General features: G+C 73.3%; 13 protein-coding genes. 7 read left to right on the top strand and 6 right to left on the bottom strand.

Features of this window, described 5'->3' with window-relative positions; genetic code table 11:
- Positions 1 to 50: 50 nt before the first annotated feature.
- On the bottom strand, positions 51 to 665 hold the full coding sequence (locus tag ACLFMI_RS00330) for a LysE family translocator (protein ID WP_410945642.1): 615 nt from the start codon (positions 663 to 665) through the stop codon (positions 51 to 53).
- A gap of 38 nt (positions 666 to 703) precedes the next feature.
- On the opposite strand from ACLFMI_RS00330, the gene ACLFMI_RS00325 reads away from it, so the two are divergent.
- On the top strand, positions 704 to 1,738 hold the full coding sequence (locus tag ACLFMI_RS00325) for a pseudouridine synthase (RefSeq protein WP_410945641.1): 1,035 nt from the start codon (positions 704 to 706) through the stop codon (positions 1,736 to 1,738).
- Here the strand turns inward: ACLFMI_RS00325 and ACLFMI_RS00320 are convergent.
- Complete coding sequence (locus ACLFMI_RS00320) at positions 1,680 to 3,644, bottom strand: hypothetical protein (protein ID WP_410945640.1); 1,965 nt, start codon at positions 3,642 to 3,644, stop codon at positions 1,680 to 1,682. The two genes, ACLFMI_RS00325 and ACLFMI_RS00320, sit on opposite strands and share 59 nt — an antisense overlap.
- 298 nt (positions 3,645 to 3,942) lie before the next feature.
- Positions 3,943 to 4,563 (bottom strand): L-threonylcarbamoyladenylate synthase, encoded by a 621-nt coding sequence (locus ACLFMI_RS00315; protein ID WP_410945639.1) that lies wholly within the window; start codon positions 4,561 to 4,563, stop codon positions 3,943 to 3,945.
- 133 nt (positions 4,564 to 4,696) lie between these two features.
- Here ACLFMI_RS00315 and ACLFMI_RS00310 point away from each other — a divergent pair, with 133 nt between their 5' ends.
- The 4 genes from ACLFMI_RS00310 (at position 4,697) to ACLFMI_RS00295 (ending at position 7,868) form a co-directional block, all read left to right on the top strand.
- Positions 4,697 to 5,515 (top strand): N-acyl homoserine lactonase family protein, encoded by an 819-nt coding sequence (locus ACLFMI_RS00310; protein ID WP_410945638.1) that lies wholly within the window; start codon positions 4,697 to 4,699, stop codon positions 5,513 to 5,515.
- An 82-nt stretch (positions 5,516 to 5,597) separates the two neighbouring features.
- Positions 5,598 to 6,053 (top strand): FmdB family zinc ribbon protein, encoded by a 456-nt coding sequence (locus tag ACLFMI_RS00305; RefSeq protein ID WP_410945637.1) that lies wholly within the window; start codon positions 5,598 to 5,600, stop codon positions 6,051 to 6,053.
- A gap of 38 nt (positions 6,054 to 6,091) precedes the next feature.
- Positions 6,092 to 7,093, top strand: coding sequence for an acetamidase/formamidase family protein (locus ACLFMI_RS00300; RefSeq protein WP_410945636.1), 1,002 nt, complete (start codon positions 6,092 to 6,094; stop codon positions 7,091 to 7,093).
- Between the two features lie 19 nt (positions 7,094 to 7,112).
- Entirely contained in the window at positions 7,113 to 7,868 is a 756-nt protein-coding gene (locus ACLFMI_RS00295) for an SDR family NAD(P)-dependent oxidoreductase (protein ID WP_410945932.1), read from the top strand.
- Positions 7,869 to 7,935: 67 nt separating this feature from the next.
- Here ACLFMI_RS00295 and ACLFMI_RS00290 read toward each other — a convergent pair whose 3' ends face one another.
- The 3 genes from ACLFMI_RS00290 to ACLFMI_RS00280 form a co-directional block, all read right to left on the bottom strand.
- Complete coding sequence (locus ACLFMI_RS00290; RefSeq protein WP_410945635.1) at positions 7,936 to 8,982, bottom strand: class I SAM-dependent methyltransferase; 1,047 nt, start codon at positions 8,980 to 8,982, stop codon at positions 7,936 to 7,938.
- A gap of 137 nt (positions 8,983 to 9,119) precedes the next feature.
- A complete protein-coding gene (locus ACLFMI_RS00285; protein WP_410945634.1) occupies positions 9,120 to 9,338 on the bottom strand; it encodes a DUF397 domain-containing protein in 219 nt (72 codons plus the stop codon).
- Between the two features lie 156 nt (positions 9,339 to 9,494).
- Positions 9,495 to 10,388 carry a helix-turn-helix domain-containing protein gene (locus ACLFMI_RS00280; protein WP_410945633.1) on the bottom strand — a complete coding sequence of 298 codons (894 nt, stop codon included), beginning with the start codon at positions 10,386 to 10,388 and terminating at the stop codon, positions 9,495 to 9,497.
- 232 nt (positions 10,389 to 10,620) lie between these two features.
- Between ACLFMI_RS00280 and ACLFMI_RS00275 the strand changes: the two genes are divergently transcribed.
- Positions 10,621 to 11,451: an SAM-dependent methyltransferase gene (locus tag ACLFMI_RS00275; protein WP_410945632.1), complete on the top strand. Its 831-nt coding sequence runs from the start codon at positions 10,621 to 10,623 to the stop codon at positions 11,449 to 11,451.
- Between the two features lie 7 nt (positions 11,452 to 11,458).
- Complete coding sequence (locus tag ACLFMI_RS00270) at positions 11,459 to 12,292, top strand: SAM-dependent methyltransferase (RefSeq protein ID WP_410945631.1); 834 nt, start codon at positions 11,459 to 11,461, stop codon at positions 12,290 to 12,292.
- The last annotated feature ends 175 nt before the right edge of the window (positions 12,293 to 12,467 follow it).

The following is a 12,467-nucleotide window of genomic DNA, read 5'->3' as shown; positions in this document are numbered from 1 at the left end:
ATCATGAACGATGACTCACTATGCGAACAGCCCCGGGTCCGCCGTGCCGCTCAGCCCGCCGCGAGCGCCCCGCCGAACCCGAGCAGCGCGACGCCGGCCACGGCGTCCCCGGCGCGCCGGACCCGGCGCCGAGCGAACCAGGACCGGGCCCGGTGCACCGCGACGACCAGCCCGGTCTGCCAGATCCCGCCGAGCACGGCGACGGTCAGGGCCAGCAGCAGCGCGTCGGTGAGGGTCGTCGCGCCCGGGACCAGGAACTGCGGCAGCACCGACAGGTACATGATCAGCACCTTCGGGTTGGTGACGTTGGACAGGAAGCCCACCAGCAGCGCCCGGTGCGCGCGGATACGCGCCCCGCCGGCGTCGACGGCCGGGTAGTCGCCCCGGTGCGCGGCCCGTAACGCCTGCACCCCGAGCAGGCACAGGTACGCCACGCCCGCCCACCGCAGCACGGTGAACGCGGTGTGCGACTGCGCGATCAGCAGGCCGAGGCCGAACGCCGCGGCCGAGCCCTGCAGCACGTTGCCGGCGAACACCCCGGTGGCGGTGAGCAGCCCGGTGCGGCGGCCACCGGTCAGCGCGGAGCGCAGCAGGACGAACGTGTCCGGGCCCGGCATCACCACCAGGCCCACGACGATCAGCAGGTACGCACCGTAGGAGGTCACGGACGACCAGGGTAGGCGGCTGCGTACCGTCCCGGGCTGTGAGCTCCCGAACGCCGAGGCCGCGACGGCGCCGCCGGGCCGCCCCCGCGGAGTCGCCGCTCCCCCCGCGCGACGGGCTGGACGCCGCCCGGGTGCGCACTCCGGCGTCCGGGGACTGGCCGACGATGCGCGCACACCTGGTCGCGCGGCTGCCGCACGTCGAACCGGACCGGATCGACGCGCTGCTGGCCGCCGGGGAGATCGTCACCGCGGCCGGGCCGCTCGGCCCGGAGTCGCCGTTCACGCCGTCCACGACGCTGTACCTGTACCGGGACCCGCCGGACGAGGCGGAGGTGCCGTTCCCGGTCGGGATCCTGCACCGCGACGACGACGTCGTGGTCGTCGACAAGCCGCACTTCCTGGCCACGACCCCGCGCGGCAGCCACGTCCGGCAGACGGTGCTGGTGCGGCTGCGGCACGAGCTCGGGCTGCCGGAGCTGAGCCCGGCGCACCGGCTGGACCGGACGACCGCCGGGGTGTTGCTGCTGGTCGCGCGGCCCGAGCTGCGCGGTGCCTACCAGACGATGTTCGCCTCCGGCCGGGTCACGAAGGTCTACGAGGCGATCGCGCCGCACGACCCGGACCTGACACTCCCGACGACCGTCCGTTCGCGAATCGTGAAGCGGCCCGGGCTGTTCCAGGCGGTCACCGAGCCCGGTGAGCCGAACGCCGAGACCCGGATCGCGCACGCCACGCGACGCGGTGACCTCGCCCGCTACGTCCTGCGACCGCGCACCGGGCGGACCCACCAGCTGCGGGTGCACCTGAACGGGCTCGGCGTCCCGATCCTGGGCGACGACGTCTACCCCGACCTCGTCCCGCGCGCCGACGGGGACTTCGCCCGGCCGCTGCAGCTGCTCGCCCGTTCGCTGGAGTTCGACGACCCGGTCACCGGCGAGCGGCGGCGGTTCACCAGCCGTCGCACGCTGCAGGCGTGGGACGACCCGGACGGCTGGGCCGGGGACTCCCCCGTGCTCAGACCGCGTTGCGGCCGTACGACCCGGGGCCCTCGCCGTGACCTCCGTGACCGTTGACGCTGCCGTTCACGTGCTCGCCGCCGGCGGCCGGCGTGTGGTCCTCGGCCGCCCGGTGCCGGCCCTCACGCAGGCCCCGTTGGTAGCTGGCCAGCCGGGTACGGACGCGGTCCGGCTGGCGCTCCCGGGAGCCCGACGGGTCGGCGCCGTTCAGGGTGTCCCGCCACGACGGCGGCACCATCGCCTGTCCGGGGCGCCGCTGCGGCAGGCCCTGCGCGGTCGTCGGGAGGTCGACGACGCGCTCGGCGCGGATCCGGGCGGCGTCGAACTCCGCGTCACCGGGGGTCCGCCAGTTGTCCGGCTGGGGAGTGGTGCCGTTCCCGGTCACCGGCAGCGCCGTGGTCTCGCTGCCGCTCGGCTCCCGGAACCACGCCGAGGCGACGGAGGCGAAGATCGGCGTGTTGTCCAGGTCGTCGATCGGCACCGGGACCTCCGAATCGAAGGGACCGAAGAGCGTCGCGGGCGGGGTGCTCCCGGCGGCCGGGAGGGCCTCGGTCACCGGCAGGTCATCGGGTCCGGAGTCAGGGCCGAGGGGTGGCCCGGCACCGTTCGCACCGGCTCCGGCGCCCGGCCGGGCGCGCTGCGGCAGCCCGCCCTGGGGTCCCGGTGCACCGGGCGGACCGGTCCCGCCCGGGGCTGTCCCGTTCGGGCCGGCACCGTGCGGAAGGGCGCCGTTCGGGTCGGCACTGTTCGATGCGGCGCTGCTCGATGCGGCACTGTTCGATGCGGCGCTGCTCGATGCGGCGCTGCTCGGGGCGGCACCGTAGGCAGGAGCGCCGTTCGGTGCGATCCCGTTCGGAGCCGGGGCGACGCCGGGGTCGGCGGCCCACGGCGGGCGCTGCCCGTTGCGCGGCGGCAGGTTGAGCCCACCACGATCGCCGGGCGCGGACCCGGGATCCGCTGCGGGCGCGACGCCCGACCGGGACCCGCCGGCAGCCGGCGGCCAGGTCGGCACCTGCTCCGTGGCCGGGGCGGGCTCGCGGCGGGTCTCGGACGGCGGCGGCCAGGGCGTGTCGGTGCCCTCCTGCCGGTCGCCCGGGCGGGCCAGTCCGGCCGTCCCGTCCCCGTCGTCCGCTGTGGACGGTGCCACTGCGGACGCTGCCGCCGCGGGAGGTGCCGCGGTGGACGGTGCCGCCGGCGGCTCGGTGCGCGCCCCACCGCCGATCACCGTCGCGGGCAGGTTCAGGACCGCGATCGGCGTGAGCCCGCTGCTGCCGGCCGGTCCGCGCACGCCCAGCCGGGCGCCGATCGCGCGGGCCAGCCGGGCCGCGACGTGCAGGCCGATCTCCTGCGGCGCGACCGGCCCGGCCGGGCGGCCGGTGCTGAGCGCGCGGTCCAGCTCGTCGAGCGGGGTGTGCTGGCGGGGCGGCTGCGCGCACTGGATCTCCAGGACGATGCCGCCGTCCGGGCCCCAGCGGGTGTGCAGCTCGATCCGTTCCCCGGGCGGGGCGACCGACCCGGCGTGCGCGAGGAGCTCGGCGAGGATCTGGGTGAGGACCGACTCGACCGCGACGTCCAGCGACACGCTCGGGGTCGGCGGGACGACCGTGCGGGAGGCCGTCTCGCTGGCCGCGACCACGGTGGAGAGCAGCTGGCCCAGCGGGGTCGGCGGCGCCGCGAGCCGGGGACCGCGCGGCGGCTCGCCGGCGAGGACGCGGATGTGGTCGCCGTCGCGGGCCCCGCGCCGCGCCGCCGCGGCCAGCTCGGCGAGATCGGCCAGCGCGCCGGGGCGCAGCTCACCACTGCGCAGGCGCTCGGTGAGCAGCTGCTGACGCTCGGAACGGGCGCGGAGCCGGTGTGCGATCGCCGCCAGCACGGCGTCGCCGGCGGCGGCCTCGCCCGGCCCGGCCGGCGGGTCCGGTTCCGGCCCCCCCGGCGGGCGCTGCGGCGAGTCGTCTCGCGTCACGCGATCGTCCTCCGAACAGCTCGTACGGCATCCGGGGCCCGGATGCCGTCCACCCGATCCCTCCCGGAACCGGGCACGGTCGGGCCGAACCCTACTCGTCGGTCACGCGCGCGCCCGCGATGATGCGGTGGGCGGTGGACGGCGGGCGGCCGGGCGGCGGGCCCCGGCGACCCTGCGCCCCCAGCACCGCGGCCGCGCCGCTCCCCCGCCGTCCGTCCGGACGGTCACCGGCCGCGCACCGCGCGCGACCGCGTCGGACACCGCGCACCGACGAGCAGGACCCGGCGCGACCGGCAGCTCACTCGAACCGCGACGGATCACCGGCCCCGCTGCGGACGATCTCCGGCACGTCCCCGGACAGGTCCACCACGGTCGTCGGCTCGGTCCCGCAGTCCCCGGAGTCGATAACCGCGTCGACCTGGTTGTCGAGCTCCTCCTTGATGTCCCATCCCTGGGTCATCGGCTCGGCGTGGTCGGGCAGCAGCAACGTCGAGGACAGCAACGGCTCGCCCAGACGTTCCAGCAGGGCCTGGGTGGTCGCGTGGTCGGGGATCCGCACGCCGACGGTCTTCTTCTTCGGGTGCAGCAGCCGGCGCGGCACCTCCTTGGTGGCGGGCAGGATGAACGTGTAGCTGCCCGGTGTGGACGCCTTCACCGCCCGGAACACCGAGTTGGAGATCTGCACGAACTGGCCGAGCTGGGCGAAATCCGCACAGACCAGCGTGAAGTGGTGCTTGTCGTCCAGCTTGCGGATCCGGCGGATCCGGTCGAGGCCGTCCCGGTTGCCGAGCGAGCATCCCAGCGCGAAGCAGGAGTCGGTCGGGTAGGCGATCAGGCCGCCCTCTCGGACGAGGTCCACGACCTGACCGATGCTGCGCGGCTGCGGGTTCTGCGGGTGCACGTCGTAGTACCTCGCCATCCGGGCAGCCTGCCACGACGATCTCCGCTTGTCGCCCGGGTGATCGGTGCGGCAGGGTGCACGTGTCCGGTGAGACCGGGGTCACCCAAGTCGCAGGCCCGTACCCGGCAATCCGCACTCGACGAGGAGAGCGATGTCCGACACCGACAAGATCAAGGTCACGATCCTCCCGACCGGCATGATGCACGCCGACCTCGTGTGGCTGCTGATCGACCCGTCCCGGATGGCCACCTACCAGCAGCCGCGCAAGGAGCGGGACTGGGTCGAGGTCCCGACGCACGTGGTGTTCCTGGAGCACCCGAACGGCCAGAAGCTGGTCTGGGACTCCGGGGTTCCGCGGGACTGGGAGACGCGCTGGGAGCCCTCCGGGCTCGGCAAGTTCTTCCCGGTCGATGCCGCGGCCGAGGAGGACTGGCTGGACTCCCGGCTCAAGCAGCTAAAGACCGAGCCCAACGACATCGACTACCTGGTGCTCTCGCACCTGCACATGGACCACGCGGCGAACGCGAAGTTCTGGGAGAGGACCGACACGCAGATCATCGTCGACGAGAAGGAGAAGGAGGGCGCGTTCTCCTTCGACGGCCACAACAAGGGCGCGCACATCAAGTCGGACTACGACACGCTGCAGCTGGACACGATCGGCCAGGACACCGAGCTGATGCCCGGCGTCACGATCCTGCAGACCCCGGGGCACACCTGGGGCACGTTGAGCCTGCAGGTCGACCTGGCCGACGCCGGCACGATGATCTTCGCCTCGGACTCGCTGTACCTCAAGGAGTCCTACGGGCCGCCGCCGATCGCGGCCGGCATCGTCTACGACACCGTCGCCTGGTTCGAGTCCGTGGAGAAGATCCGCGGCATCCAGGAGCGCACCGGCGGCCAGGTGATCTTCGGGCACGACGCGAACCAGATCAAGGAGCTGCGCACCGGCCCCGGGAACTACTACACCTGATCGGCCGCGGGCCTCGTCTGCTGATCTCCGGCCCGGCCGCGGCTCGCCCGCGGCCGGGCCCCGACCCCGAAAGGTCGTCGCCGTGCCGGTCTACGACTACGCCTGCGCCTGCGGGACCCGCTTCGAGTTCATGGTCCCGTCCTGGTCCTCGCCCGCCCCGGACTGCCCGGGCTGCGGCGCGGAGACCACCCGCCGCCCACCGAGCCCCGCGGTGCACGGTCGGGCCGCGCCACCGGCGTCGATGTCGTCGGCGCCGCAGTCCTGGGAGGGGCTGAACTCGGGCGACCGGGACACGATCACGCACTGGCGACGCCAGGTGGAGGCCCGTCAGGAGTTCGAGTCCCGCCACCCCGAGCACCGGGAGCACCGGGACGCGATCGCCGCGCACGAGGGCCGCTTCGAGCGCAAGCCGCTCACCTACAAGGAACTCGCCTCCCGCGCCGCCGGCGGCAAGGACGCGTCCACCGCCGCCGCGGAGGCCAGCCGGGACCGGCGCACCGGTGGAACCGGCGGGGGCAGCGGGAGCGACCCGGCGTAGGCCTTGCGGCGCACCGGCCGCACCGCGACGATCACGTGATGCAGGTCGTCGAGTACCGCCCGGAACGGGACGCCTTCGCCTGGACCTTCGGCGGCGTCGCCCCGACCCACCGGATCGTCCCAGGCACCTGCCTGCGGCTCTGGACCGAGGACGCGTTCTCCGGCCGGATCACCTCCACATCGGACCGGGCGACCGCCGTCCTGGACATGAGCGAGGTGAACCCGCAGACCGGACCGTTCTTCGTCGAGGGCGCCGAGCCCGGGGACACCCTGGCGATCCACATCGCCGAGCTGACCCCGGCCCGGGACTGGGGCGCGTCGACCACGATCCCGCTGTTCGGGGCGCTGTCGGTGACCGAGCGGACCGCGCTGCTGCACGAGCCGCTGCCCGAGCGGACCTGGATCTACCAGCTCGACCGGGCCGCGGGAACGGTGCTGTTCGAGGCGACCAGCGCCGACCTGCGCCTCGAGCTGCCGTGCAACCCGATGCTGGGCACGGTCGGGGTCGCCCCGCCCGGGCGTGAGGTCCGCAGCTCCCTGGTGCCCGACGTGTTCGGCGGCAACATGGACACCCCGGAGATGCGCGCCGGCGCCACCTGCTACCTGCAGGTCAATGTGGAGGGCGCGCTGTTCTCGGTCGGCGACGGGCACTACCGGCAGGGCGAGGGCGAGAGCTGCGGGACGGCCGTCGAGGGCGCGATGAACGTCGTGCTCCTCGTGGAACTGATCAAGAACGCGCCGGCCCCGGCCTGGCCGCGGATCGAGTCGGACACGCACTACACCGTCGTCGGGTCGTCCCGGCCGCTGGAGGACGCCTGGCGGGCCTCCCAGATCGGCATGATCGCCTGGCTCGGCGAGCTGTACGGCCTGGACCGGATCGACGCCTACCAGCTGCTCACCCAGGCCGCCGAGTCGCCGCTGGCCAACGTCGTCGACACCAACTACAGCGCCGTCACGAAGATCGCGAAGGCACTGCTGCCCGGAGCCGCCGCATACAACGGCGTGCACCGGCACCTGCGCGAGCAGGCCCGCACCCTCTAGAAAGGACTCCCCCGTGGACATGCTGCTGGACGGCCGCGTGGTGCTGGTGACCGGAGGGTCGCGCGGGATCGGCCGGGCGATCGTCGCAGGGCTCGCCGCGGAGGGCGCGAAGGTCGCGTTCTGCGCCCGCGGCGCCGAGGGGGTGCAGACCGCGGAGGCGGAACTGCGAACCGGCGGGGCCGAGGTGACCGGCAGCGCGGTGGACGTCGCCGACGGCGACGCGGTCGCGGGCTGGGTCACGGCGAGCGCCGACCGCTACGGCGCGGTGGACGCCGTCGTCGCGAACGTCAGCGCGCTGGCGATCGGGCCAGGCGAGGAGAACTGGCGCTCCAGCTTCCGGATCGACCTCATGCACACCGTGCGGCTGGTCGAGGCGGCGCTTCCGCACCTGGAACGCAGCGACGCGGCGTCGATCACCGCGGTGTCGTCGGTGTCCGGCCGGGAGATCGACTTCGCGGACGGGTCCTACGGCGTGATGAAGGCCGCGCTGGTGCACTACGTGTCCGGGCTAGCCTTCGACCTCGCCCCGAAGGGGATCCGGGCCAACGCCGTCTCCCCCGGCAACGTCTACTTCCCCGGCGGGGTCTGGTCCGGCGTCGAGCAGGGCGACCCGGACCTGTTCGCGCACGCGATGGGGCTGAACCCGACCGGCCGGATGGGGACGCCCGAGGAAACCGCCTACGCGGTGATCTCGCTGGTGAGCCCGCGGGCGAGCCGGATCAGCGGGACCAACCTCGTCGCCGACGGGGCGCTCTCCCGCGGAGTGCAGCTCTGACGACCCGCGGTCCCCAGGAGCACCCTCGGGACATCCGCACCACGGCCCGACGTGCGTCCGGCGACGCCTACCGGGGTTCGACCACCAGCGTCGCCGTCAACGAGTGCCCGACGCCGAGTCCCGGCCCGCCGGCACGCTCCAGGTCCAGCAGGGCGTGCGCGAGCGTCGCCGCGTCGGAATCGGCGAGCCGGTCGGCGCCGAGATACGGCTCCAACGCGGCGTTCCAGCGCGCGGCGAAACCGGCCAGCCAGTCGAGGACGTCCTGCGGGGCGTCCGAGTTGCCGGGCACGAACCCCAGGTCGGCCGGGCGCACCGTGGCGGGGTCCCGGAGCAGGTCGTTGACCAGCGTGCGGAACCGCGGCACCGACGGGTGGAAGGTGCCGGTCGCGGTGTGCCTGCCGACCAGCACCGAGCGGTCCACGGCCGTCCGGTCCGCGACCGTCACCCCGCTGCCGGCGACGGCCGCGTCCACCACGGCGTCGAGCTCGGGCCGTCCGTAGAAGGTCATCGGCTCGGAGATCGCAGGACCGTCCCCGGCGAAGAAGCTCATCGCGTAGTCCCAGCGCTCGAGGTGCCGGCGCGGCCACCACTCCACCGAGTACCGGCCCAGCACGTCGACGACCACCGCCGCCCGGGTGCCGCGCGCGGCGATCGCGGCGAACACCGAGCCCAACGCGTCGACGAGCTCGTCGGGGGTCAGGTGCGAGTACGGCACCCCGCAGGACAGGTAGAGGTCGAACGCACCGTCCGGGAGGGCGTCGCGGACGTCGCCGAGCACGAACGACGCCGACGGCGACGACTCCGTCGCCGAGGCGGTCGCGACCATCTCCGGGTCGACGTCGAGCCCGACGTAGTCGACCTGCTCCTCGGCCAGCACCGGTGGGGTGTCGACGCCGGCACGGGTCAGCAGCGCGAACCCGTCGGCAGTGCCGGAACCGATGTCGAGCACCCGCACCGGGCGGGTGGCGGGGAGGTCCAGGGCGCCCAGCGCCCCCGCGATCACCCGCCGGGTGACCGGTTCCTCGGACAGCACCTTCACCGGGTCCCGCCGTGACGGCGAGAGGTAGTGCGCGCTCGCCCCACGATAGGACGGCGCCTGCTCTGAACGGCTCACACCCGTCTTTCCTACACCGGGAGGCCTCGGGCGGGCCCGCGGCCGATCACGGTTGTGGCACGGGTCGCCCGTCCGGCTCACCGCGGGCGGCCGGATGTCTCCGTCCGGCCGCCCGCGGGAGGTCCTGCGGGCGGCGCTCAGGCCAGGTCGTCGAGCTCGCCGTTCTTGATCGCGGACAGGAACGAGGCCATGTCCGTGGCCGGGAAGGCCAGGACGGTGCCGTGCGGATCACGCGAGTTGCGGACGGCGACGCCCTCGCCCGCCACCGCGAACTCCACGCAGTTGCCCTGGTAGCCGCTGCGGACGCTCTTGCGCCACACCAGGGAGTCGATGTCGGCCGCGATAGCCGAGTGCATTTGAGTCATGCGAACGCTCACCTCATCTGCATGTGCAGTTTCCGTTGCGTAGACGGTAGCAATACGCCAGGGCAGCAATCGGTCACAGCGGTCCGGCGGCGCCGGGCGGTCGGTTCACCGCGCCCGGCGCAAGTCGGGGCGGGACGTGTGGGTAGCTCAGGTCTCCGAGCCGAGCTTCGACAGGAACTGCTTGGAGCGCTCGGGGTTCAGGGCGTCGACCATCAGCCGGTCCATCGACCGGCCGTACAGCTCGACGTCCGCACGCTTGTCCAGGTAGGTCGCCCCGGTGAGCTCCTCCAGGTAGACCAGGTCGGGCAGCTCGGGCTCGGCGAACCGCAGCATCGCGAAGGCGTGCTCGGCCGCGTAGCCGGACAGGTCCCACGGCAGCAGCTGGATGATGACGTTCGGCAGCGCCGAGAGTTCCAGCAGGTGGTCGATCTGCGCGCCCAGCACACCGGGGCCGCCGACCGGGCGGTGCAGCACCGCCTCGTCGAGCACCACCCAGAACGTCGGGGCGTCCTTGCGGTGCAGGATCCGCTGCCGGCGCATCCGGACCTCGAGCCGCTTCTCCACGGCGTCCCGGTCGGCCGGCGACAGGTCGGGACGTCCGCCGCTCACCGTCGCCCGGGCGTAGCTCTCGGTCTGCAGCAGCCCGGGCACGAACAGCAGCTCGTAGGACAGGATCCGGGAGGCCGAGGCCTCCAGGCCCACGAAGTCCTCGAACCAGCCGGGGACGACATCGGTGTACCGCGCCCACCAGCCGCTCTCGTTGCTGTCCGCGGCCATCGCGACGACCTGCTCGCGCTCCGCCTCGTCGCCGATCCCGTACATGGTGAGCAGGTCCTCGACGTCGCGCGGCTTGAACCCGACCTTGCCCGACTCGAGCCGGCTCATCTTGGAGTCCGAGCCGCGGATGCTGTACGCCGCGTCGGAGCGCTTGATGCCGGCCTGTTCCCGCAGCCGCCGCAGATGGGTGCCGAGCACGATCCGGCGCGCGGTGGGCCCCCGATCCTCACCGGGCGGTGTGGGGGCGTTCGGACTCGAGGCCACGCGTGACTCCTGCGGATCGGCTCCGGGGTCGCAGGCCCGTGCGTGACGTGCGACGGCATGCCACACCCGGACCGTTCGGGTGACCTACCCTACACACGCCGGGCCGCTCCGTCAGCGATGGTGATCACTGCGTGTGGTGCCGTGACAGCACGCGGGAGGGGCTCGCTAGGGTGCCCTCGAACCGGCCAGACCGGCCACCCACCCGTCCGAGCGTTCAGTGAGGAATCCGCCGATGGCCCAGCCGACCGAGGGTCGCGCGCCCGCCTACATCGACACGACGAAGGCCAGCATCGCGCGGGTCTACGACTACGCGCTGGGCGGCAAGGACAACTACGAGGTCGACCGGGAGACCATCGAGCGGGTCCGCAAGGTCGCCCCGGAGGTCAACCAGCTCGCGGTGGACAACCGGGCCTTCCTGATCCGCGCGGCCCGGTTCATCGCCACTCAGACCTCGATCACCCAGTACCTGGACTGCGGCTCCGGCCTGCCGACCGCGGAGAACACCCACCAGATCGTCCAGCGACTGCAGCCCGAGGCCCGGGTCGCCTACGTGGACAACGACCCGACCGTCATCGCGCACGGGCGGGCGCTGCTCGAGGACGACGACCAGACGATGTTCTCCCCGGCCGACATCCGGGACCCGGCCGCCGTGCTCGGCGATCCGGCGATCCAGGAGTTCCTCGACCTGGAGCAGCCGATCGCGCTGTTCCAGATCGGGACGATCCACCACTTCGCCGACGCCGACGATCCGCGGCGGATCATGGCCGAGTTCGTCGAGCGCCTCCCGGTGGGCAGCTTCGTCGCCGTCGCGCACTTCTTCGACCCGGAGAACGCCGACACCGAGCTGGCCCGGCGGATGGAGCAGGTCTTCGTTCACAGCCCGATGGGCAGCGGCCGGTTCCGGACGAGGGCCGAGCTGGAGGGGCTGTTCCCCGGGCTGGACATGATCGAGCCCGGGGTCGTGCCGTGTTTCCAGTGGTGGCCGGACGGCCCGCAGATCAGTCAGGAGGATCCCGTCCAGCGGTGCATCGCGGGCGGGGTCGGCGTCAAGCGAGAGGGGTGAGCGTCCGATGACCGCAGCCGAGCCGACGCCGGGGCGGCCACCCGCCCGCATCGACACCACCAAGGCCAGCATCGCGCGCGTCTACGACGCGGCCCTCGGCGGCAAGGACAACTACGAGATCGACCGGGCCACCGTCGAGAAGCTCGCCACGGTCGCGCCGGAGATCAGTCAGTTCACCGTCGACCACCGCGCGTTCCTCGTCCGCGCGACGCGCTGGCTGGCCGGTCAGGCGGGCATCACCCAGTTCCTGGACTGCGGGTCCGGGCTGCCGACCGCGGAGAACACCCACCAGGTCGCCCAGCGAATGCAGCCCGAGGCACGCGTCGTCTACGTCGACGACGACCCCACCGTGATCGCGCACGGGCAGGCGTTGCTCGAGGACAACAACCGCACGATGTTCAGCCCGGCCGACATCTTCGACCCGCGCAACGTCGTCGACGACCCGCAGATCCGCACGTTCCTGGACTTCGACCAGCCGATCGCGCTGTTCCAGCTGGGGACGCTGCACCACTACGACGACCCGGGCCGCACACCGCAGAGCATCATGCAGGCCTACGTGGACGCGCTGCCGTCCGGCTCCTACGTCGCGGTCTCGCACTTCCTGGACCCGGAGGACGAGAACTCCGAGCTGGCCCGCCGGCTGGAGAACGTCTTCCTGCACAGCCCGATGGGCAGCGGCCGGTTCCGCACCCGCGCGGAGATCCAGGGGATGTTCCCCGGCCTGGAGATGGTCACCCCGGGGATCGAGCTCTGCGTCCGGTGGTGGCCGGACGGGCCGGAGGTCGGTGAGCTGCTGCCCGCGCAGCGCTGTATCGCGGGCGGGATCGGCCGCAAGCCCTGAGTTCCATCGGCCCCGACCGCGGGAGGCACCGGATGCCGCCACGCTTCCCGCCGGAGCTGCCGATCCAGCGCTCGTACGCTGCTCCGCGAGCGCGTGCTCGACCCGCTCGGCATGCACGACACCGGGTTCCACGTCCCCGCCGGCTCGCGTGACCGACGGCGCCGGGTGGGCATCG

This window comes from Pseudonocardia nantongensis (genome assembly GCF_046546495.1).
Lineage (GTDB): Bacteria > Actinomycetota > Actinomycetes > Mycobacteriales > Pseudonocardiaceae > Pseudonocardia > Pseudonocardia nantongensis.
The sequence above is the reverse complement of the archived record's forward strand: the minus strand, read 5'-3'. Positions and strand labels throughout refer to the sequence as shown.